This is a genomic window from Ruegeria sp. BHSC029, assembly GCF_059613085.1.
In genome coordinates, this window is record NZ_JBXWRU010000002.1 from 501,629 (window position 1) to 523,407 (window position 21,779).

The following is a 21,779-nucleotide window of genomic DNA, read 5'->3' on the forward strand; positions in this document are numbered from 1 at the left end:
AAATTTCAAACAGTTCAGCCGGCAGATGCCGATTCCGGCGCGGCATCCGCATAGATGATAAGCGGCTGCGCTTCCGACGTCACGGCCTCTTCGTTCACGACCACCTTGGTCACGTTCTTCATGCCCGGCAGCTCGAACATCGTGTCCAAAAGAATGTCTTCCAGGATGGAACGCAGGCCGCGGGCACCGGTCTTGCGTTCGATCGCCTTTTTGGCAATCGCGGCAAGGGCGTCGTCGGTAAAGTCCAGTTCGACGTTTTCCAGCTCGAACAGGCGCTGATACTGCTTGACCAGCGCGTTCTTGGGCTTGGTCAGAATGGTGACAAGCGCATCCTCATCCAGGTCCTCAAGCGTTGCCAGCACCGGCAGACGTCCAACGAATTCCGGGATCAACCCGAATTTCAGCAGATCCTCGGGCTCGAGATCCTGGAAGATCTCGCCCACGCCGCGTTCGTCATTGTCACGCACATCGGCGCCAAAGCCCATGGCCGAGCCTTTGCCGCGCTGCGCGATGATCTTGTCCAGACCTGCAAAAGCGCCGCCGCAGATGAACAGGATGTTGGTGGTGTCCACCTGCAGGAATTCCTGCTGCGGGTGCTTGCGCCCGCCCTGCGGCGGAACGCTGGCCACGGTGCCTTCCATCAGCTTCAGCAGGGCCTGCTGCACACCCTCGCCCGACACGTCGCGGGTGATCGAGGGGTTTTCCGACTTGCGGGTGATCTTGTCGACCTCGTCGATATAGACGATGCCGCGCTGGGCGCGCTCGACATTGTATTCGCTGGCCTGCAACAGCTTGAGGATGATGTTCTCGACATCCTCGCCCACGTAACCGGCCTCGGTCAGCGTGGTCGCGTCAGCCATCGTGAACGGCACGTCCAGAATCCGCGCCAGCGTCTGCGCCAGCAAGGTCTTGCCGCACCCGGTGGGACCAATCAACAGAATGTTCGACTTGGCCAACTCGATGTCACCACCGGCCTTCTGCGCGTGGTTCAGGCGTTTGTAGTGGTTGTGCACCGCAACCGACAGGACACGCTTGGCCCGAGCCTGGCCGATGACATAGTCGTCCAGCACCTCGCAGATATCTTTGGGGGTGGGCACACCGTCCGAGGATTTCAGCCCGCTGGCTTTGGTTTCCTCGCGGATGATGTCCATGCACAGTTCGACGCATTCATCACAGATGAACACGGTCGGTCCAGCAATAAGCTTACGCACCTCATGCTGGCTTTTTCCACAGAAGCTGCAGTAGAGCGTGTTCTTGCTGTCGCCGCCTGAATTCGTCGCCATGTTCTACCTTTCGGGCTCCATCCCTGCGGCCCGGATCCGGACCGCGCTTGCCGCCTGTCCGTGCAGCTTAGGCCAGCACCGGGGCAGCTACAATGTCAAAATCGCACCCCGCACCCGTGGGTGCGGGGTTTCCGCATCACGCTTCGGTCGGTTCGGATTTGGAGCGGCTTTCGACGATCTCGTCGATATGGCCCCACTCTTTTGCTTCTTCCGGGCTCATGAAATTGTCACGGTCCAAAGCCTTTTCAATGGCCTTTTTCGACTGTCCGGTATGCTTGGCATAGATATCGTACAAACGATCCTTCAGCTTCTGCGTTTCGGCCGCGTGAATCATGATGTCGCTGGCTTGACCCTGGTAACCGCCGCTGGGCTGGTGCACCATGATGCGGCTGTTCGGCAGCGAGAAGCGCATCCCCTTCTCTCCGCCCGCCAGCAGGACCGACCCCATCGAGGCCGCCTGGCCGATCACCAATGTCGAACATTTTGGCTTGATGTACTGCATTGTGTCGTAGATCGACAGACCGCTGGTCACGACACCGCCGGGCGAGTTGATGTAGATCGAGATTTCCTTGTTGGGATTCTCGGCTTCCAGATGCAGAAGCTGCGCTACGATCAGGTGGCTCATCCCGTCATGGATCGGGCCATTGATGAAGATGATCCGCTCCTTCAGCAGGCGCGAGAAGATGTCATAGGCCCTTTCGCCGCGGCTGGTCTGCTCAACGACCATCGGGACGAGCGTATTCATGTAGGTGTCAACTGGATCGAACATTCGGAACCTGCCTGCTTTGGTGTGAACCGGGACCATACCCGATGAGAAGTTACACGAGTCTTAGTGTTGCCTTCGGGGGCCTGCAAGGGGCAGCGGACACGCGACATCGATTGAGAAATACGGGTCAGGCCGCATCATCGGGATGCCGCAAGACAGAGCGAACAACCGCGCAGAACGCAAATACCCGGCTGTTTTTGGGCCTCGCCGCCATTCACAGCGCTTTCATCACGCCATTTTGATCCATGCATATGGAAATATCTGATCATTCTGTATAGAGACCCAATTCGCTCAGGCGAAACTAACAAAGGGAACACCTGCCCCACACTCACCAAGGGGCCAACAAGGACAAGAAGATGGCACTTCCCCAACTTTCCGAAGACATCTCGCGCGACGACATGGACCGGATGGCCGCTAACGCAACCCGCGCTTCGAATTTTCTGAAAGCGATCAGCCACGAGGGCCGGTTGATGATCCTCTGTCATCTGGTATCCGGCGAAAAATCGGTGACCGAACTCGAGTCACTGCTGTCCGCCCGACAGGCCGCCGTTTCACAGCAACTGTCGCGGCTGCGCCTTGAGGGGCTGGTCACGCCCCGGCGCGAAGGCAAGGCGATCTACTATCGCCTTGCAGACGACAGGCCTCGCAAAATGCTGGAAACGGTGTACGAGTTGTTCTGCGACGAGGAATAAGTCAGAAAGCCCATAGAATGGCGAAGGGCGCAACAGATCGTTGCGCCCTTCTTTGTTCACGAGGTGCCGCTGCAGGCCTGAAAACTTGCGGCCATTGCGCGCAACAGGTCCGGATACAGGGTTGGACCCGGCTCGAGCGCAACCCCGATCGGGTCAAGCACGAGGATTTGCACATCCATCCCCTCCGTCGCGGCGGAGATCAGACGGGTATCGTATTGCGGCTCGGAAAAAGCGCAATCAATGCCCTCTTCTTCAATCCGGGCCCTGAGCTCGGCCAGACGGGCCGGTCCGGGGGCAGACGCATCGCCAAGGCTCACTGTGCCCGAAGATGCCAGATCGAACCGGCGTTCGAAATACTGGTAGGCGTCGTGAAAGGTGACAAACCGCAGCTCTGACTGCGCCAGATCCGCCCGGATCTCGGCTTCCAAAGCGCTCAGGCCTTCAACCGCCTTGTCCGCGTTGGCTTGGTACCGCGCAGCGTTATCCGGGTCCTTCTCCGACAGAGTTTCGGCAATTGCCTGCACCCAGACGCGCGCGTTTTCCGGGTCCAGCCAAGCATGCGGGTCTACACCGTCGTGGTCATGCCCGTGGTCATGGTCATGTGCATCGTGACCGGCGTGCTCTTCATGTTTTTCATGTTCATCGTGGTCCGCATGGTCGTCGTGACCTGCATGATCCTCGTGTTCATCGTGTGTCGCATGGTCATCATGGTCCGAATGATCGTCGTGCTCGTCGTGGTCTGCATGCTCCTCTTCTCCCTCATGATGATCGGCCACGTCGCGGAAATCGTGCTGCACAGTCCCTGCCACCTCCAGCAAATCAACCTGCGTCGCTCCCTCGGACAGGGCACCAAGTGGTCCCGTCATCCACGGGGTCAGTTCCGGGCCTACCCAAAAAACCACGTCCGCAGATTGCAACGCTCGCGCCTCGGACGGGCGCATGGCGTGGTCATGAGGTGAGGCTCCGGGCGGGATGATCAGGGAAGGCTCGGCAACACCGTCCATGACTTGGGCAACCAACGCGTGAACCGGTGCGATATCGACGGCAACGTTGGGCGCATCGGCCGCCGCCTTTCCGGCCAGCACGACGCCGGCCAGCAACAAGAATTTTCGGGACATGTCACCTCCTGAAATGATATGTTATTACATTGCTGGTCGGCTTGATATTGCCCACGTTATAACATATCAAGTCAAAAATTTCGGAGCGCACATGAGCACAGTAGGCTTCAGGCACCACAATCATAACCACTGCATGAAAACCGCGCTGAGCAAGGCCGAGGAAAAATGCGCCAACCAAAAGCTTCAGTTCACGGCGGTGCGCCGCCGCGTGTTGGAGATATTGTTGGAGCAGCACAAGGCAATGGGAGCTTATGACATTCTGGCTATTCTGTCGGCCGAAGGCATGGGGTCGCAACCTCCGGTGGCTTATCGTGCACTGGACTTCCTGGTGCAGCATGGGTTCGTGCACCGTATCGAGCAGATGAACGCCTATGCGGCCTGCGCCCACCCCACGCACGACCACGTGCCTGCGTTTCTGATTTGCCGGGCGTGCAAGGCCGTGGCCGAAACCGAAACCGAGCTGACTCAGGGCCGGCTTGGTGCTGCCGCTGACACATCAGGTTTCACCATAGAAAGGATCGTGGTCGAGGCCGAAGGTCTTTGCCCGGATTGCATTGGAACGCAGCCATGACGACCCCCCTCATTTCTCTACAGAACCTGTCGGTGCGCCTGGATGGCCGGCTCATTCTGGACAACGTATCAGCACAGATCGCCGCTGGTGAAATCGTCACCATTGTCGGCCCGAACGGTTCGGGAAAATCGACACTGCTGCGCGCCATGATCGGAGCTGTTCCCGCGGCTCAGGGCACTGTTCGGCGCGCCCCGGGTTTGCGGATCGGCTATGTCCCCCAGAAACTTGCGCTGGACGCCGCCCTGCCGATGACGGTGCAACGATTCCTTGGTCTGCCGAAACGGGTTTCGGCCAGCAAGGCCAAAACCGCGCTTGAACTGGCCGGCGTGCCGGACTTGCGTGACAGACAGATGACCCGACTGTCCGGCGGTCAGTTTCAACGCGTCCTTCTGGCCCGCGCGCTGCTGGAAGAGCCTCAGGTGCTGCTGCTGGACGAAGCAACCCAGGGGCTTGATCAGCCCGGCGCAGCTGCCTTCTATGAACGCATTGAACAGGTTCGCACGGACCTCGGCTGCGCCATAGTCATGGTCAGCCATGACTTGCACGTCGTCATGGCCGCGTCGGATCGGGTTCTGTGCCTGAACGGGCATGTCTGCTGTGAAGGGGCACCCCACATGGTCGCAGACGCGCCGGAATATCGGGCGTTGTTCGGCAGCGGAACGCGGGGCACGATGGCCTTGTACCAACACAAGCACAGTCATACCCACGATCACAATCACGCGCAGGATACGTCACACTGATGCTGGACGATTTCATGGTTCGCGCCGCCCTGGCAGGACTCGGTGTTTCGATCGCCGCGGCACCGCTGGGATGTTTTGTCGTCTGGCGGCGCATGGCCTATCTCGGAGAGGCCACCGCACATGCGGCCGTATTGGGTGTAGCGCTGGCGCTCAGCTTTTCTCTGCCGCTGCTGCCCGCAATCATTGCCGCTGCGCTTGCCATGGGCTTGTCGGTCAGCCTGCTGCGCGGTCGCGGTTACGCCATGGACACGCTTCTGGGTGTGATTGCACACACCGCACTGGCCGCCGGCTTGGTAACCGTGGCGTTGCTGTCCGATGTCCGACTGGACCTGAATGCCTTTTTGTTCGGCGATATCCTTGCCGTAACAAAATCCGATCTGGCCACGATCTGGATCGGTGGCGCCACGATTTTGGCGCTGATGGTCTGGCGCTGGTCAGCCCTTCTGGTTTCGACACTCAACCCGGACCTGGCTCAGGCATCCGGGATCGATCCTAAACGAGAAGAACTATGGCTGACTCTGGCGATGGCACTGGCCGTTGCGGTCGCCATCAAAGTTGTCGGAATTCTTCTGATCGCGGCCCTGCTGGTCATTCCAGCGGCCGGAGCCCGCCCTTTGGCCCGCACCCCAGAAAGCATGGCTTTCACCGCTGCGATTATCGGCTCGACGGCGGCGTTGGGCGGACTGGGCGGTGCATATTGGGCGGATACACCCGCTGGACCAAGCATCGTTTGCGCGGCCGCGGTGATCTTTGTCGCGACGGCCATCCTTGGTCCCATCTTCCGCAAAGGCTGATCACCCAAAAAGGTTTGTCTGCATTGCCTGAATGGTGCTACCGATTGGTAGTCGACCAACCAAGGAGATATCGATGATCCGCACTATTCTGATCGGGCTGAGCCTTTTGGCCCTGACGGCCTGTGAAACCGCAAAAGGCGCGGGCAAAGACATCGAAAAAGCCGGCGACGCCATCCAGGGCGCGGCGACGGACGTTCAGGAAAGCCTCTGACACCCGTCAGCATCTAGCGGACAGCGGCGCAGCACTACCAACATATGGTTGAAAGTTCCGGGCGACCGGATTATTGTCCCTGCCACAGGTGCATAGACGCGGTAATGCATTACTGACACGACTGCGGGGTTCTTGTGCAATTGCGCAAGAACCCCGTTCCCGTTCTGACGGGCGGTGAGTGGAAGCCTGTACGAAACCGAAATCGGCAAAAGGAAAAGGCGCCAGGTGCGCAGACGCGGTCTTTGCATGTGCCCTTGCGGACACCCCTGACGCCTTGCCGGGTCGACACGCCCGAGGGACGCCCCGATCCAGTTGCTTCAGCCCCCGAGGGGACCTCGCTGCCGCAAAGCACCTGATGGCGCTCTGCCGCCCGCTTTGGCCTTCTGAGAAGCTGACCGCTCAAGCCGGGCTTGCGCCCCTCCTGACTGGTCACCTACCGGTAAGCCCTTGCAACCCGACGAAAATCCTAAGATCTGCCTGCGGTGCCAGGACCCCCTGACCTTTGCGTCCCGCCTTGGATCGTGATGAACCTTGGCGATGTCTGAACGATGGCACTCGCCCTCACATCCGGCAAGAAAATAGCACTGCAGCATGAAAATTAGCCGGGGATAAGATGTTGATATCCGACTGGAAGACGATGTGGATAAGTCGGGAAATGATGAAATCCGGCTGGGTTGCGCTGGGAAAAGCCGAAGGCCGATTTCTCTCCGTTCAATTGGGCGATTTCTGCGGGTGCAAAGGGAAAATCTCGGCCCTCATGGCGGACCTAACCTGACGCATACGGGCATATCGCTCGAATCGACATCGATGAGTCGCCACACGCAACGGTGAACGAACGTGCAGCCCACGAATTGAGAAGCGTTCCGACCCGGACGAGGCAACCTACTACTCTCCGTCTCCCGCAAAATCGGGCAACGGCAACTACCCCCTACAACCGCCTGGGCCGGAAACGCTTCAGTTCACCTGTCGTTCCAGAACCGTGCTGTAGGTGGTTCCGGTGCGCAGGCTACGGAAATCCGCATAGATCTTGCCGTCCTCATACCGCGCATCGATCAGCGCATTGACGCCGGAGGTCGGGTCAGCAGCGGTTTCAACAATGCCGATCTTGCCCGAGCCATCCTGGCTGATCGAGCCGGTGGCCTCGTACATCGTCCAGTCATCCATGGCATTGCGCCGCCACATGCTGGGCCCCCAGAACACGTTTTCGTGCTGCGCCTGGATCTCGAGCACCCATTCCGAGGTGTTGAACCGCGGCGCGGTGGCGGTGTTGGCGTTCGAGGGCGACACCGTTGTCTGGCTGGCCGTCCACGTGCCGCGCAGGTCGGGCATGGCATCGGCCAGGGCGGCAGAGCCCATCGTCAATGTCGCGGCCACGGCGGCGGCGCTGGCGGTCATGTATCTGGTCATGGGCTCTCTCCCTGTGATCGGCGGGCCTTGCTGGCCTGCTGAACAGATTGGGAGGGCGCGCGGCCGCTACAACTTACCTAAGGGAAACTTCATGAAGGGTTCATGCGGCGCTCACCGACGGGCTCAGGCCCATGCCAACGCGGTGCCCGCGATGACGAGGGCGATGCCCAGCCCCTCGCGGTAGGAAAAGGACTCGCCGAACAGGAAGAACGAGGCGATGGCGATCAGCACGACCTCGGCCCCCAGAATGCCGGTATAGATGATGCCCAGCCGTTCGTCGCGCAGCGCGGCGAGTTCCAGCGTGGCGGCGGCCAGCAAAGTGGCAACGATCAGCAGACCCAACCCGAGGCCGGGGAGTTTCCACCAGAACTTCATCGAGATCATGGCCACGGAATAGAGACCCGCCGATCCAAGCGCGATGATGGGGATCATGGACATGGGGCCTCCGCCGCTGGTTTCCGTAGGGTCAACCTTAGCAGGTGCGGGTCGGTGGGGCTGTGAAGTGGGTTACTTTACGAGGCGACGCCCGTGTCGGAAACGGTCCTGTGGAGCGTTTTTGGGCTGAACAGACGGAGCTCCAGTGCGCAACCGCTGCTGCGGCGGTCGTTCAGCGGGGAGGCACGAGGCGACTGGCCCGAAGCTATATCACAGGTTTTTTCGGCCCGGCCTTGCCCCCGAGGGTGACTTGAATTTTTTGAAGTTTCACCAGCTGGCTGGATTGGTTATTTGTCGACGGAGCCACACACACGAGGGTACAGACCATGGACTCCAGCAACCGGGCCGCTGACTACAACGACCTCATCACCTCATCCAGCTGGAAAGACACTCTTCAGGATCTCAACGACTATATCGTGGATAATCTGGCTCGAGCCGGGGAACCTGCAGTTATTAACGGGAATTTGTTTTATAAACACTTGGAAAGGGACTTTCATAACCTGCCGTTGAATACAGAATTCGAATCCAAACGCAGAAACTTCTTCGAACTGGCCCGGCGATCGACTTGCCTGTTCGAAATTGGAGTGAATGCTGGCCACAGCATGTTGCTGGCGCTTATGGCTAACCCCGAGCTGAAATGCGTAGGTTTGGACGTTTGCGAACGTCTGAACCAGCGTTGGGCGCGCGTGGATATTTACGTACCGGCGGCTTTCAACTGGCTCAGGTACAAATTTAGCGATCGGGTCGAACTAATTAAGGGGAACTCTTTGATCGAAACACCCCGGTTCCAGCTTGAGAACCCGGATGCGACTGTTGATTTTCTTCATCTTGACGGCTCAAAGGACACACACCTTCGGGAAGCCATTGCGATTGGCGGACTGATGCCAACCGATGGGTTTGTCGTTCACGACGATTTCCAGATGCGAAATGTTCGGGTGGCCGACCGGCAACTTAGAAGAATCAATTTCTCAAAACCATTGGACTATCAATCCAACGGGTTAGTAGAGTGTGATTTCCATATCATTCGCGCCAAGGTATGAAATCATCTGAACCGCGCCGACCTTCGGGCAACTGATATCTCTTAGGCAACGAAATTCCTGCGAAGCCTCACCCATCCATCTTCAACGCCGAAATAAACGCCTCCTGCGGGATATCCACCTTGCCGAACTGGCGCATCTTCTTTTTGCCGGCTTTCTGCTTTTCCAGCAGCTTCCGCTTCCGCGTGGCATCCCCGCCATAGCATTTCGCGGTCACGTCCTTGCGCAGCGCGGATAGGGTCTCGCGGGCGATGACCTTGCCGCCGATGGCCGCCTGGATCGGGATCTTGAACATGTGGCGCGGGATCAGCTCTTTCAGCTTTTCGCACATGGCGCGGCCGCGGGTCTCGGCGCGGTCGCGGTGGACCATGACCGACAGCGCGTCCACCGGCTCGTCATTCACAAGGATCGACATCTTGACCAGGCTGTCCTCGCGGTAGCCGGTCATCTGGTAGTCGAAGCTGGCATAGCCCTTGGTCACCGATTTCAGGCGGTCGTAGAAGTCGAAGACGACCTCGTTCAGCGGCAGGTCATAGACGACCATCGCGCGGCTGCCCGCATAGGTCAGGTCCATCTGGATGCCGCGGCGGTCCTGGCAGAGTTTCAGCACGTCGCCCAGGTATTCATCCGGCACCAGGATGGTGGCCTTGATGCGCGGTTCCTCGAGGTGGTCAACCTTGGACATGTCGGGCATGTCGGCGGGGTTGTGCAGCTCGATCATCTCGCCGTCTTTCATGTAGACGTGATAGATCACCGACGGCGCGGTGGTGATGAGCTCGATATCGTACTCGCGTTCGATGCGGTCGCGGATGACCTCGAGGTGCAGCAGGCCGAGGAAGCCGCAGCGGAAGCCAAAGCCCAGCGCGGCCGAGGTTTCCATCTCGAACGAGAAGCTGGCGTCGTTCAGAGCCAGTTTCTCGATCGCGTCGCGCAGGTCTTCGAATTCGGCGCTGTCCACGGGGAACAGGCCGCAGAACACCACCGGCTGCGCGGGTTTGAAGCCCGGCAGAGCGGTTTCGGCACCGTTGCGGTCATTGGTGATGGTGTCGCCCACACGGGTGTCGCGCACCTGCTTGATGGATGCGGTGAGGAAGCCGATCTCACCCGGACCCAGCTGGTCGACCATCTGCATCTCGGGGCGGAACACGCCCACGCGGTCGACATGGTGCAGGGTGCCGTTCGACATGAACTTGACCCGCATGCCCTTTTTCAGAACGCCGTCCATGATGCGGACCAGAACGATCACGCCCAGATAGGCGTCGTACCAGCTGTCGACCAGCATCGCCTTGAGCGGCGCGTCGCGCTCGCCCTTGGGCGCGGGCAGCTTGTGCACGATCGCCTCGAGCGTTTCGTGTATGCCCTCTCCCGTCTTGGCCGAGACGCGGATGGCGTCGGTGGCGTCGATACCGATCACGTCCTCGATCTGTTCGGCCACGCGGTCGCAGTCGGAGGCCGGCAGGTCGATCTTGTTCAGCACCGGCACGATCTCGTGGTCGGCGTCGATGGCCTGATAGACGTTGGCCAGGGTCTGCGCCTCGACCCCTTGCGTCGAGTCCACCACCAGCAGCGAGCCTTCGACCGCGCGCATGGAGCGCGAGACTTCATAGGCGAAGTCCACGTGGCCGGGGGTGTCGATCAGGTTCAGCACGTACTTTTCGCCATTGTCGGCGGAATAGTCGATGCGGACCGTGTTGGCCTTGATGGTAATGCCGCGTTCGCGCTCGATATCCATGCTGTCGAGCAGCTGTTCCTTCATGTCGCGATCCTGCACCGTCCCGGTCTCTTGGATGAGCCGGTCGGCAAGGGTGGATTTGCCATGGTCGATATGCGCGACGATGGAGAAATTGCGGATATGAGCGAGGTCTGTCATAGCGTCGGGATATGGTTCGAAATCGGGCGCTGGTCAAGGTGAGACAGCACGGCGGACGCCCCATATTTCAGCGCGATGAGGCCACGACGCCGCGGCTGGCTCCGTTCCAAGCCCTCAGCTGCATTCAGGCGACCGTACGTAGACAGAACAAGGCCGTGTTGCACCGTCCAAAACGGGGATCGAAGGGCATGCCACGGCCGACCGCCGCGCCAACCGCGGCACTTTCGACTCAGGTACGGAGTTTCTGAAAGCAAATTGTTGAACGGCAGGAAAACTTGGACGATACTGCGCCGCAAGCCGAGAGGGACACAAGACTCCTCCGGGCAGGCAAAACGAGGCATGAGCATGAAACAGTTCCTCATTATCGCGCTATGCGCCACGTCGCTGACCACTTTGGCCCCGGCCACGACCGAAGCGGCGCAGATCAAACGTGCATGTTTGGCGTCCGACCGTTCGGCTGCGACACGCGATAGGTGTAAGTGCATCCAGCGGGTGGCAGATCAGGCTTTGACCAACAAAGACCAGAAAACCGTGGCCAAATGGTTCACGGACCCGCATCAGGCCCAAGAGCTGAAGATGTCGAAATCCGCCCGCGATGACGCGCTGTGGGAGCGGTATCAGAACTTTGGCCGCATGGCGCAGGCGATCTGCAGCTGACGCTGACCGCGATCCTTGACCTGACCCGCCCTGCGCCTCAGTAATGGCGCAGTGAAAGGGAAATCATATGGTGACGAAAGGGTTGACCCTGCGCGGTCTCGAAGTGTTCGAGGCCTTGGCGCGGACCGGTTCGGTGGCACAGGCTGCCGAGATTACCGGACTCAGCCAGCCATCGGTCAGCCAGCAGTTGCGCAATCTCGAGAATGCTCTGGGCACGGACCTGGTGGATCACGGGCGCAGACCCATGCGCCTGACCCAAGCCGGGCGCAGCTTTCTGGCGCGGGCCGAATCCGTACTGGCCGAGTTGCAGATGGCCCAAAGCGAGCTGTCGGTCATGGACCTGGGTCATCTGAGCACGCTTTCGATCGGCCTGATCGACGATTTCGACAATGACCTGACCCCGCGTCTTGCCACGTTGCTGGCCGACAGCCTGACCCGTTCCAAGTTCAAACTCATAACTCTCCCCAGCCTCGAAATCTTTGAGGCGCTGGCTTCGCAACGTCTGCATCTGGCGGTCTCGGCCCATAGCGGCGAGGTACTGGAAGGCGTGGTGGAGTACCCTTTGGTACAGGATCCTTTCATTCTGGTCGCGCCGAAGGGCGGTGTGGCCAATGGGGGCGTAGAGGCTGCTTTGCAGACCCTGCCCTTTCTGCGCTATGCGCGGGAACAGTTGATCAGCAGGCAAATCGAAAGCCACCTGGCGCGGCAACAGCTGCAGTTCGAAGAGCGGTTCGAGATCGGGTCGCACTTGGCCCTGATGGCCATGGTGGCGCGCGGCCTTGGCTGGGCAATCACCACGCCGTTGGGATACATGCGGGCAGCCCGCTTCCACGAAGGCATGGATGTCTACCCGGCTCCGTTCGGAGAGTTCTCGCGCACTATTTCCCTGTTCACTCGGTCTGACTGGTCAGATCAGGTTCCGCGCGAAGTCGCGGGCATGACGCGCCGTTTGATGCAAAGCCAGATGATCGAACCAGCCCTTTCCCGCCTGCCCTGGTTGTCCGGTCAGTTGAAGGTGATCGGCGGCTAGCCGTCCAGATATGCCACCAACCCATCCACGGCGGCTTCGATGAGGTCCAGCGCCCCGTCGAAATCACGGGTATAGTAGGGGTCGGGCACATGATCGGCGCCGGTGTGGGGCGCAAAATCGGTCAACAAGCGTACGGGTGTAGGATTGTCGGCCGGACGCAAAGCCTCGATCTTGGCGATGTTTTCGCTGTCCATACCGATGATCAGGTCAAACCTGTCGAAATCAGACACCGCAAACTGGCGCGCGCGCAGATCGCTCAGCTCCACCCCTCGGTTGCGAGCCGCGTGTTGCATCGGCGCATAGGGTGGATCCCCGACATGCCAGTCGGACGTTCCGGCACTGTCACAGGCATGATGAGGCGCCCTGACACGGAAAACACCTTCGGCAGCAGGGGAACGGCAGATGTTGCCGAGGCAGACAAACAGGATACGCTGTGACATGGCTCGGGTTTAACGTGTGGAGGGCGAATGGAAAAGATCGTGATTTTGACCGGAGCCGGGATTTCGGCGGAAAGCGGATTGGGCACCTTTCGCGATGAAGGCGGATTGTGGGCACAGCACCGGATCGAAGACGTGGCGACACCCGAAGGTTTTGCCCGAAACCCTGCCCTTGTTCATGGCTTCTACAACGCGCGCCGGGTGCAGGCGGGTGGCGCCGACCCAAATGCAGCCCACACAGCACTGGCCCGGCTTCAGCGCGACTGGCCGGGAGAAGTGGTGATCGTAACGCAGAACGTGGACAGCCTGCACGAAGCCGGAGGTGCGACCAGGGTTATCCACATGCACGGCATCCTGTCCGGCGCGCTTTGCGCCTCTTGCGGGCATCGCTGGACTGCGCCAGCGGAAATGTCCGTGGGCGAACCGTGCCCCGCCTGCCGCGCGGCAACCGCCCGACCCGACATCGTGTGGTTCGGCGAAATGCCTTACCACATGGATCAGATTTACGACCATCTGGCACAGGCCGGGATATTCGCCGCCATCGGAACCTCTGGCCAAGTCTACCCGGCTGCGGCCTTCGTGCACGAAGCCATAGCTGCGGGCGCACAGACGGTCGAATTGAACCTCGAGCCTTCGGTTGGTGCATCCAGCTTCGATCAGACGCTGCTTGGCCCCGCCACCCAGATCGTGCCACGCTGGGTCGATGACTTGCTGGGCCGCAGGTGACACGGATCATTCTGCTGGGCTAAGCTGAAAGAACCTGAACCAGGAGAAACAGATGACCGAGCCTGAAGCCCCCCGTGGTGAAATCGTTGACGACGAAGGCATCGACAGCCGCGAAGCGCTGGGCGACACCCTTGCGGATCTGTGGTGGACGTTCCTGCTGCGCGGATTACTTGCGGGGGCCGTTGGTATTGCCGCGCTGTTCTGGCCGACCGGCAGCATCGCACTGCTGCTGCAGCTGGTAGGGGTGCTGCTGATCCTCGATGGCGGTCTGACCTTGCTTGGCTTCGGTCGGCGCGGACTGATCGGAGGCGCGGGTATCGGGGCGGTCTTGATTGGGCTGGTCCTTTTGATCTGGCCGGAAGGCACAGCACGTCTGACGTTCTTCCTGCTGGGCGCGTGGGCGCTGATCATCGGGATCGGCTCGCTGATTTCGCTGGGCCAGATGCATCAGCTTGACCCAGAACGCGCGACCGTTCGGAACTCGGGCATCGTGGCCCTTATCATCGGGCTGGTGTTGATCTTCTGGCCCGGAAGCGGCGTTGTCGCACTGGGCTGGGCAATCGCGTTCTCCGCCTTGGCCTTTGCGGGCGTCATGCTGTTCATGGCCGCACGTTTTAAACGGGCCGGAGAACGGGTTTCGATGCGCGTGGTCAACAAGTGAAGAACAACGCTGATCGGCAGTTGAAACGCGAACAGGCCGGAGCTTGACCCGGCCTGGCGCATGGATGACGGCCGCATCGCGGCCCGAAGACAGGCGTTCTGTTAGTTCGAGTGCTTCATTTGCCCGTGGCCGTCTTTCCGTTCCAGGTCCACGGGAATCTCGACAACGACCTCACCGGCCTGCTCAAAAACCAAAGTGACGGGTATGGTTGCGCCCTGCTCAAACGGCTGCTTGAGCCCCATGAACATCACATGGTCCCCGCCCCGCTGCAGCATATGCGCCTCGCCAGCGGCGATCGAAAAACCTTCCTCGACTTCCATCATCTTGGCCACGCCGTTGTCGTCGATCTTGTGCGTATGCAGCTCGACTCGTGCAGCGATATCGGATTTGACAGCGACGAGTTGATCATCGGTGTCGCCTGAATTGCGGATCATCATGAAGGCCGCACCAGCCTTGGCATTGGCCCCCGAGGATCGGGCGTAGGCATCCTCAACCGAGATCACACTTTCCGCATGGGCGGCGGTGGACATGATTGCAGCGACGAAAATAGCGGGCAGGATTGATTTGAAGGGCATCTCGCCTCTCCTTTTTGACTGTCTGATTGTATTGCGAAGGGTCTCAGACAGGGGCCGGCGGCGCGCGCGCCGGTCGCTGCGGGATCGGAGCCGCAACAAGGCTGTCGGAACGCAACGGTATGTCAGACTTTGCCCGCTCGGGCCCTTTCGGTGCCGGCGGAGGGGCATCCAGAACCGCACCCAGCAAGTTGAGCGCATAGTCGGGACAGAAATGAGGTGGTTTGGTGGGCTGGCCGTGCTCGTCCATATAGACGACGACGGGTCCGTTCCCGGTGCAAAGCACCATTTGACCGACCGCTGCATTCAATCCCCGTGACGCCGCAAAACCCTGGCCTGTCAGAACCAGCATCAGCGACAGCAGCAATGGCAACACGAGGCGATAGGATCGGGTCATCTTGGCAGAGGTTTAGGCCCGATCGGAAACAGACTGCAAGTGCCTTCGTGAACACTGAGACAGATTGGCGCGAACCAAGGAAAAGGGCCGGCCTGACTGGCCGACCCCTGAATTTGTCTTGATCGAGACCTTCAAAGAATTCCGCGATCATCCGGACCGGTGTTGAGACCGGTATGCAGCCGGTTCACCCGCCGCTGCATCCGCGCACAGCTGGAAAGTGACCCGACCAGAAGAGTCGAAAGGAAGGAAATAATAATTGAAGTATTCGCAGACATTACCACACTCCGCCGTAGAATAACCGCATACATAAAACAGATTCAAAACCCTGTATGTGAACAAAGTCACGCAGTCGCGTCCTTCTGCGTTCCGCACCGACACCGCGTGCGACACCAGTCCAACGGCAAAGTGATCGGGACGGTCTGGTTTGGGCGGAAATTCAGGCGTAGATCGTGGTCATGCCACTCAAAGCGCACACAGAAATTCAGTTCCTCAGGCTGCCGCAGATTGAGCCGGCTGAAATCGCACGGCACATGTCTGATCCCCGCGTCGCTCGGCATCTGCCTTTGCTGACGGGGCCCTGGGACATCGCGATGGCGCGGGCTTTCATAGACGCAAAAGAGGCCTGCTGGGAGCGCAACGGGCTTGGGCACTGGGCGATCACGTCCGGCGGTTGCTATGTCGGCTGGGGCGGGTTCCAGCGTGAAGGCAGCGAATGGGATTTCGGCCTGGTCCTGACGGCGGATGCCTTCGGTCTGGGCACGCGCATCACCCGCAAGGCCATCGCATTCGCCCGAGCTGATGAACGTATTCCCCATGTCACTTTTCTGCTTCCACCGTCCCGCCGCAATCTCTCTGCGCTACGGCGCATCGGCGCGCGTTACGTCGGTCCGGTGACCCATTCCGGCGCGCAGTTCCTGAAATACAGGCTTGAGACAGGTTGAGGACCCACAGACAAACTACAAGCCCCTGCACCAACGGGTACAGGGGCCACGAAACAGTCTTTGGGAAAATCAGGCCGAGGCTTGAGCCTTGGCGATTTCCTTTTTCACTTTCAGCGCGTTGGCGGACAGCTCTTCGTCTTTGGCTTTTGCCAGGAACGCGTCCAGACCACCACGGTGATCGACCGAGCGCAGCGCGGCGGCCGAGATGCGCAGCTTGACGCCACGACCCAGGGTTTCCGACTGCAGGGTCACGTCGTTCAGGTTGGGCAGAAAACGACGACGAGTTCTGTTTTTGGCGTGGCTGACATTGTTGCCAGTCATCGGGCCTTTTCCGGTCAGTTCGCAACGGCGCGACATGGTTTCTTCCTTTGTTTCTGGAGGCCGGGCATCAATCCGCAGCCAAATCACAAGGGGCACAACCCGAAGTCGCGCCCGAAAACTGGTTGGATGCGTTTAGTGGGAATCGCCGGAAGGGTCAAGACAGCAGCTGCGAAATCTTTCCTTGCCAATAAATGGTCCTGAAACGGCTCAGACATCAACAAGCAAAGGCCTGTGATTTTTGAGGTGACGAGCAATCAGACGGGTCTGCTGATGGTTTATCGGGATCAACCTTGCGGGTTCGGATTCGTGGTTCTCATCAGCCAGTTCCGGAAAAATCGCAAGGATTTCAGTCCTTGCCGCGGGTCCCAGAGATTTCAGCGCCTCAGGGCCGGTATACAGGCTTTCGGTCGGCGCGGATTCGGCAAACAGGATCTCGTGCCGGTCGAACAGCAGATGGAAATACTCGATGCTGTCGACCGTGCAATCTACGAATATCCCCGGCAGCGCCGTCAGCTTGATCGCGGGAATCAGAACTTGAGACTGGCCGAACATGCGTTGCGCGATGCGAGAACCGACCATCATACGGTGCTGGCGGGAAACCAACAGGTCCCGCGTGGGCAGCCCTGCACCCAAAGCCCCGGCGCAAATACGGACGGGGCGCAGTTTCGGATTGGCCCTCAGATCAACCGCATCAAACCTGCGCCGACCGATCCAGCGTATGGATTGGTTGCCGCTCTCGGCCGTACAGATCAGGTCACCGGTGCGCAGGTCTTGCACCTGTACCGGGCCGCGGTCAGTCAGAATGCTCGTGCCAGCGGTAAAGCAGGGAACACCGGATCCGTTTTCAAATGCGGAATAGGTGACTGTAATACCCGACGGCAGGGTGAAACTGCCGCTGGTCAACGAATAGCTGGTGCCGGCAGACACGGTAAATGTCCCGAATGAGCTGCCGTTGACCACGGTTCCAGCAGGCAGGTTCAGCGTGTCGGTACCACTGCCACCGCGCACGTCGCCGGACACGCTGGTGCTGCGGAAGTTCAGAACATCATTTCCACCGCCCAAACGGATATTGCCAATGACCGAGCCTTGCAGCGTGACCGTGTCGTCATCTGATCCGGCCCTTACCTGACCGCCGATCGTGCTGCCGTTCACCGTGATCGTATCGATCCCGGCATTTCCACGGACACTGCCAGAGATGGTACTGTTGGTGACAGTGATGATGTCGTTGCCTCCGCGCGCGCGGATATCATCAATCGGCGTACCCTGAGGAGTGCCATTCAGCGTACCGTTGTCATTGGTGACATCGATATCGTCGTCGCCGTTTGTCCCAAAGATATCGGGCATAAGAGGCGAGTCCTGTTTCTCCGCTTGGTCACGGCCAGCCAGTTGCGCCCCAGTTTTTCTATGTGCTGGGCGCCACAACCAAGGATTTCACCTGCACTCAGGCTACAGAACTCCTCGGCGTTGCGCCAAGTTTTCCTGTCCGCGCGGGCAACGGTGTTACCCGGATGCAAGAGTCCTCAGCATCCGCTCGGCCGCCACCGAGGGGCTGAGCCGCCCCGACCCGACCTCGGCGCCCAGCCGGTCCATCTCGGACCGGGCCAGCGGGGTCTCCAGCTTGGCGAGCAGCGCATGACGCACTTCCTGGTCGAACCAGTAGCGGGCCTGTTCGGCGCGGTTGGCGTCCCAATGACCGTTCTGTTTGCGCCAGTCGGCCAGGGCCTGCATCTCGGCCCAGGCCTGGTCCAGGCCGTGCTCCTCGACCGCTGAAACGGTCATCGCCTTTGGAAAGCCCTCGGGGTCCTGCGGACGTTTGCGCAGCAGGCGCAGCGCCCCGGCATAGTCGGCGCAGGTTCGGGTGGCGGTGGCTTTCAGGTCGCCGTCGGCCTTGTTCACAAGGATCATGTCGGCCATCTCCATGATGCCGCGCTTGACGCCCTGCAATTCATCCCCGCCGGCCGGGGCCAGCAGCAGCAGGAACAGGTCGGACATTTCCGACACCACGGTTTCCGACTGACCCACGCCCACCGTTTCGATCAGCACCACGTCGAACCCGGCCGCCTCGCACAGGGCGATGGCCTCGCGCGTGCGGCGGGCGACGCCGCCCAGATGGCTCTGGCTGGGCGAGGGGCGGATGAAGGCGTTCGGCTCGCGGCTGAGACGTTCCATCCGGGTCTTGTCGCCCAGGATCGAGCCGCCCGACCGGGCCGAGCTGGGATCGACCGCCAGAACCGCCACCCGCAACCCCTGCCCGATCAGCATCATGCCGAAACTTTCGATGAAGGTGGATTTGCCCACCCCCGGCGTTCCCGACAGGCCGATGCGTAGCGCCTGCCGCCCGGCGCCGGACAGCGCCTCCAGCAGTTGCGCCGTCTGGGCGCGGTGATCGGCGCGGGTGCTTTCGACAAGGGTGATCGCGCGGGCCAGCGCCCGGCGGTCGCCCTTGAGGATCCTGTCGGCAAGCTCGGCTGTGGTCATGGGTGGGGTCCTTCGTCGAAATCTGCCCTAGATGACGGGGATGGGCCGGGTTTGTCCAGTACCGCCGGTCGCGGGATTTGACGCAGGCGTTCTGGACCTTGGCCGAGGCTTTGGCGATAAGGCGGCATGACCCGCCTACCGATCGACGATGCCCTGCCCGACCTGATCGCAGCGCTGCGCACGCGTGGCCGTGCCGTGCTGCAGGCTCCGCCCGGCGCCGGCAAGACCACGCGCGTGCCGCTCGCGATGCGCGACGCCGGCCTGTGCGACGGGCGCATCGTGATGCTGGAGCCGCGGCGGCTGGCCGCCCGCGCCGCCGCCGAACGCATGGCCGAGACACTGGGCGAACGCGCGGGCCAGACCGTCGGCTATCGCGTGCGGGGCGAGGCGAAAGTGTCGAAAGCCACCCGGATCGAGGTGGTGACCGAAGGCATCCTGACCCGGATGCTGCAATCCGAACCCGACCTGCCCGGTGTTGGGGCGGTGATCTTCGACGAATTCCACGAACGCTCTTTGAACGCCGATCTGGGGCTGGCCCTGTGCCTTGAGGTCGCCGGCGCGCTGCGCGACGACCTGATCCTGCTGGCGATGTCGGCCACGCTGGATGCCGATCCGGTGGCGCGGTTGATGGACGCGCCGCTGGTGACATCCGAGGGCCGCAGTTTCCCGGTCCGGACCCGCTGGCTGGACCGCCCGCTGGGCCCGCAGGCGCGGCGGCTGGACGCGTTGGTCGATCTGGTGGGTCAGGCCGAGCGCGAGACCCGCGCCACCGGCGGCGGCATTCTGGTGTTCCTGCCCGGCGAGGGTGAGATCCGCCGCGCCGAGGCCGCGCTGGCCGGGCGGCTGCCCGGCGATTGCGCAATCCGGCCCTTGTTCGGCGCCCTGCCCTTTGCCGCCCAGCGCGCCGCCCTTGCGCCGGCCGAGACCGGGCGCAAGGTGGTGCTGGCCACCTCGATCGCCGAGACCTCGCTGACCATTCCGGATATCCGGGTGGTGGTGGACATGGGCCAGGCCCGCCGCGCGCGGTTCGATCCGGGCTCGGGCATGTCGCGGCTGGTGACCGAGCGCGTCACCCGCGCCGAGGCGACCCAACGCGCGGGCCGCGCGGGCCGCGTGGCCGAAGGGCTGTGCTATCGCCTGTGGTCAAAGGGTGAGGACGGCGCCCTGCCCGCCTTTCCGCCCGCCGAGATCGAGGCCTCCGACCTGACCGGCCTTGCGCTGGAACTGGCGCTGTGGGGGGCCGAGCCGCAGGATCTGGCCTTTCTGACACCCCCGCCCGAGGGGGCGCTGGCCGAGGCGCGCGCGCTGCTGCGGATGCTGGGCGCGCTGGACGGCAAGGGCCGGATCACCGAACATGGCCGCGCACTGGCTGGTCTGCCGCTGCATCCGCGGCTGGGGCACATGCTGGTCACGGCAGGCGCGCAGGCCGCCCCGCTTGCCGCCCTGATGGCCGAGCGCGACCCGTTGAAGGGCGCGCCGGTGGACCTGTCGCTGCGGCTCGAGGCGCTGCGCGATCCGCGCGCCTATCAGCGCAACCGGGTTTGGCCCGCCAATCCCGGCGTTCTGGACCGGATCCGGTCCGAGGCGAAACGGCTACGCGGCCAGATCAAGACCGAAGGCGACCCGCTGAGCCCGGCGGCGATGGCCGCGCTGGCCTATCCCGACCGGGTCGGACAGCGGCGAAAGGGCGACGCGCCGCGCTATGTGCTGTCGAGCGGCAAGGGTGTGGTGATGGACCCCGGCGACCCGCTGGCCGCGGCGCCGTATCTGGTGGCCATCGACACGGACGGCAACCCGCGCGAGGCCCGGCTTCGCATGGCCGCGCAGATCTCAGAGGCCGAGATCAGCGCGCTGTTCGCCGACCAGATCGAATGGGTCGAGACCTGCGCCTGGTCGAAACGGGACCGCCGGGTGGTGGCCCGGCGGCAGGAACGGTTCGGGGCGCTGGTGCTGGATGACCGCATCTGGAAGGGCGTGCCCGACGAGTCCGTGGCCCACGCGATGCTGGACGGCGTGCGCGATCTGGGCCTGCGGCTGGAGGGCAAGGCCGCGCGACTGGCCGCGCGGGTTGAGCTGGTGCGGGCGGCGGGCGTCGACCTGCCGGACTTTTCGGAAAACGGGCTGATGGACACGCTTGAGGACTGGCTGCTGCCGATGCTGACCGGCGTTCGCACCGCTGAGGATTGGAAGCGGTTCGACCTGCTGCCCGCCCTTCAGGCGCGGCTGAGTTGGGACCAGATGCAGGAGCTGGACCGCCGCGCGCCCCCGGCCTTCGTCACGCCGCTGGGGCGCAAGGTTCCGATCGACTATGGCAAGGCGGTGCCCGAGATCGCGGTTCGCCTGCAGGAGATGTTCGGGGTCACCCAGCACCCGATGGTGGGCGGCGAGCCGCTGAAGATCACCCTTCTGTCCCCTGCGCAACGCCCGATCCAGATCACCCGCGACTTGCCGGGGTTCTGGGCCGGGTCCTATGCCGATGTGCGCAAGGACATGCGCGCGCAATACCCCAAGCACCCCTGGCCCGAGGACCCGACCCAGGCCGACCCGACCCTGCGGGCCAAACGCAGGGGTGCTTGAATACCGTCTGTCAGATTGATATCTCTCGCCGTCTGGAAGGCAGAACAACAAAAAACGG

General features: G+C 61.6%; 24 protein-coding genes. 12 read left to right on the forward strand and 12 right to left on the reverse strand.

Annotated features, from left to right (window positions below):
- Positions 1-14: 14 nt before the first annotated feature.
- Together clpX and AC2FML_RS06185 are read right to left on the reverse strand one after the other, a co-directional pair.
- Positions 15-1,283 (reverse strand): ATP-dependent Clp protease ATP-binding subunit ClpX, encoded by a 1,269-nt coding sequence (clpX, locus tag AC2FML_RS06180; protein WP_093962685.1) that lies wholly within the window; start codon positions 1,281-1,283, stop codon positions 15-17.
- Positions 1,284-1,419: 136 nt separating this feature from the next.
- A complete protein-coding gene (locus AC2FML_RS06185) occupies positions 1,420-2,052 on the reverse strand; it encodes an ATP-dependent Clp protease proteolytic subunit (RefSeq protein WP_093962686.1) in 633 nt (210 codons plus the stop codon).
- A gap of 353 nt (positions 2,053-2,405) precedes the next feature.
- Between AC2FML_RS06185 and AC2FML_RS06190 the strand changes: the two genes are divergently transcribed.
- Positions 2,406-2,741, forward strand: a complete 336-nt coding sequence (locus tag AC2FML_RS06190) for an ArsR/SmtB family transcription factor (protein ID WP_093962687.1) — start codon at positions 2,406-2,408, stop codon at positions 2,739-2,741.
- 56 nt (positions 2,742-2,797) lie between these two features.
- Here AC2FML_RS06190 and AC2FML_RS06195 read toward each other — a convergent pair whose 3' ends face one another.
- On the reverse strand, positions 2,798-3,859 hold the full coding sequence (locus tag AC2FML_RS06195; protein ID WP_496782407.1) for a zinc ABC transporter substrate-binding protein: 1,062 nt from the start codon (positions 3,857-3,859) through the stop codon (positions 2,798-2,800).
- 91 nt (positions 3,860-3,950) lie between these two features.
- Here AC2FML_RS06195 and AC2FML_RS06200 point away from each other — a divergent pair, with 91 nt between their 5' ends.
- The 4 genes from AC2FML_RS06200 (at position 3,951) to AC2FML_RS06215 (ending at position 6,175) form a co-directional block, all read left to right on the forward strand.
- Positions 3,951-4,430: a Fur family transcriptional regulator gene (locus tag AC2FML_RS06200; protein ID WP_170368787.1), complete on the forward strand. Its 480-nt coding sequence runs from the start codon at positions 3,951-3,953 to the stop codon at positions 4,428-4,430.
- Positions 4,427-5,170 (forward strand): metal ABC transporter ATP-binding protein, encoded by a 744-nt coding sequence (locus AC2FML_RS06205; RefSeq protein WP_170337588.1) that lies wholly within the window; start codon positions 4,427-4,429, stop codon positions 5,168-5,170. The genes AC2FML_RS06200 and AC2FML_RS06205 overlap by 4 nt, the downstream gene beginning before the upstream one ends.
- Positions 5,170-5,964 (forward strand): iron chelate uptake ABC transporter family permease subunit, encoded by a 795-nt coding sequence (locus AC2FML_RS06210; protein ID WP_496782409.1) that lies wholly within the window; start codon positions 5,170-5,172, stop codon positions 5,962-5,964. The genes AC2FML_RS06205 and AC2FML_RS06210 overlap by 1 nt, the downstream gene beginning before the upstream one ends.
- Positions 5,965-6,037: 73 nt before the next feature.
- A complete protein-coding gene (locus tag AC2FML_RS06215) occupies positions 6,038-6,175 on the forward strand; it encodes an entericidin A/B family lipoprotein (RefSeq protein WP_093962692.1) in 138 nt (45 codons plus the stop codon).
- Positions 6,176-7,129: 954 nt separating this feature from the next.
- On the opposite strand, the gene AC2FML_RS06220 is transcribed toward AC2FML_RS06215, so the two are convergent.
- Positions 7,130-7,582, reverse strand: coding sequence for a hypothetical protein (locus tag AC2FML_RS06220; protein ID WP_170358302.1), 453 nt, complete (start codon positions 7,580-7,582; stop codon positions 7,130-7,132).
- 123 nt (positions 7,583-7,705) lie between these two features.
- Entirely contained in the window at positions 7,706-8,020 is a 315-nt protein-coding gene (locus tag AC2FML_RS06225; RefSeq protein ID WP_110644555.1) for a hypothetical protein, read from the reverse strand.
- Between the two features lie 323 nt (positions 8,021-8,343).
- Here AC2FML_RS06225 and AC2FML_RS06230 point away from each other — a divergent pair, with 323 nt between their 5' ends.
- The gene (locus AC2FML_RS06230) at positions 8,344-9,057 is read left to right on the forward strand and encodes a class I SAM-dependent methyltransferase (protein ID WP_170338030.1); all 714 of its coding nucleotides are present in this window, start codon (positions 8,344-8,346) and stop codon (positions 9,055-9,057) included.
- Positions 9,058-9,124: 67 nt separating this feature from the next.
- Here AC2FML_RS06230 and lepA read toward each other — a convergent pair whose 3' ends face one another.
- Positions 9,125-10,924 (reverse strand): translation elongation factor 4, encoded by a 1,800-nt coding sequence (lepA, locus tag AC2FML_RS06235; RefSeq protein WP_496782410.1) that lies wholly within the window; start codon positions 10,922-10,924, stop codon positions 9,125-9,127.
- A gap of 345 nt (positions 10,925-11,269) precedes the next feature.
- Between lepA and AC2FML_RS06240 the strand changes: the two genes are divergently transcribed.
- Both AC2FML_RS06240 and AC2FML_RS06245 read left to right on the forward strand, forming a co-directional pair.
- A complete protein-coding gene (locus tag AC2FML_RS06240; protein ID WP_170362998.1) occupies positions 11,270-11,581 on the forward strand; it encodes a hypothetical protein in 312 nt (103 codons plus the stop codon).
- 67 nt (positions 11,582-11,648) lie between these two features.
- Entirely contained in the window at positions 11,649-12,611 is a 963-nt protein-coding gene (locus tag AC2FML_RS06245) for a LysR family transcriptional regulator (RefSeq protein ID WP_170338025.1), read from the forward strand.
- Here the strand turns inward: AC2FML_RS06245 and AC2FML_RS06250 are convergent.
- Entirely contained in the window at positions 12,608-13,051 is a 444-nt protein-coding gene (locus tag AC2FML_RS06250; protein WP_496782413.1) for a low molecular weight protein-tyrosine-phosphatase, read from the reverse strand. The genes AC2FML_RS06245 and AC2FML_RS06250 overlap by 4 nt on opposite strands.
- Positions 13,052-13,078: 27 nt before the next feature.
- On the opposite strand from AC2FML_RS06250, the gene AC2FML_RS06255 reads away from it, so the two are divergent.
- Both AC2FML_RS06255 and AC2FML_RS06260 read left to right on the forward strand, forming a co-directional pair.
- Positions 13,079-13,774, forward strand: coding sequence for an NAD-dependent deacylase (locus AC2FML_RS06255; RefSeq protein ID WP_170358291.1), 696 nt, complete (start codon positions 13,079-13,081; stop codon positions 13,772-13,774).
- Positions 13,775-13,826: 52 nt separating this feature from the next.
- A complete protein-coding gene (locus AC2FML_RS06260; RefSeq protein ID WP_093962700.1) occupies positions 13,827-14,435 on the forward strand; it encodes an HdeD family acid-resistance protein in 609 nt (202 codons plus the stop codon).
- Between the two features lie 101 nt (positions 14,436-14,536).
- Here the strand turns inward: AC2FML_RS06260 and AC2FML_RS06265 are convergent, their stop codons facing one another.
- Together AC2FML_RS06265 and AC2FML_RS06270 are read right to left on the reverse strand one after the other, a co-directional pair.
- Positions 14,537-15,010, reverse strand: coding sequence for a copper chaperone PCu(A)C (locus tag AC2FML_RS06265; RefSeq protein ID WP_170370850.1), 474 nt, complete (start codon positions 15,008-15,010; stop codon positions 14,537-14,539).
- Between the two features lie 43 nt (positions 15,011-15,053).
- Positions 15,054-15,404, reverse strand: a complete 351-nt coding sequence (locus tag AC2FML_RS06270; RefSeq protein ID WP_170417678.1) for a hypothetical protein — start codon at positions 15,402-15,404, stop codon at positions 15,054-15,056.
- Between the two features lie 455 nt (positions 15,405-15,859).
- Between AC2FML_RS06270 and AC2FML_RS06275 the strand changes: the two genes are divergently transcribed.
- Positions 15,860-16,345, forward strand: coding sequence for a GNAT family N-acetyltransferase (locus AC2FML_RS06275; protein WP_170362992.1), 486 nt, complete (start codon positions 15,860-15,862; stop codon positions 16,343-16,345).
- 69 nt (positions 16,346-16,414) lie between these two features.
- Here the strand turns inward: AC2FML_RS06275 and rpmB are convergent, their stop codons facing one another.
- From rpmB to meaB, 3 genes are all read right to left on the reverse strand, one after another.
- Entirely contained in the window at positions 16,415-16,702 is a 288-nt protein-coding gene (gene rpmB / locus AC2FML_RS06280) for a 50S ribosomal protein L28 (protein ID WP_039532366.1), read from the reverse strand.
- Between the two features lie 171 nt (positions 16,703-16,873).
- Positions 16,874-18,010, reverse strand: a complete 1,137-nt coding sequence (locus tag AC2FML_RS06285; protein WP_496782415.1) for a Hint domain-containing protein — start codon at positions 18,008-18,010, stop codon at positions 16,874-16,876.
- 156 nt (positions 18,011-18,166) lie between these two features.
- The gene (gene meaB, locus AC2FML_RS06290) at positions 18,167-19,144 is read right to left on the reverse strand and encodes a methylmalonyl Co-A mutase-associated GTPase MeaB (RefSeq protein WP_170449253.1); all 978 of its coding nucleotides are present in this window, start codon (positions 19,142-19,144) and stop codon (positions 18,167-18,169) included.
- A gap of 126 nt (positions 19,145-19,270) precedes the next feature.
- Between meaB and hrpB the strand changes: the two genes are divergently transcribed.
- The gene (hrpB, locus tag AC2FML_RS06295) at positions 19,271-21,721 is read left to right on the forward strand and encodes an ATP-dependent helicase HrpB (RefSeq protein ID WP_496782417.1); all 2,451 of its coding nucleotides are present in this window, start codon (positions 19,271-19,273) and stop codon (positions 21,719-21,721) included.
- Positions 21,722-21,779: the final 58 nt, after the last annotated feature.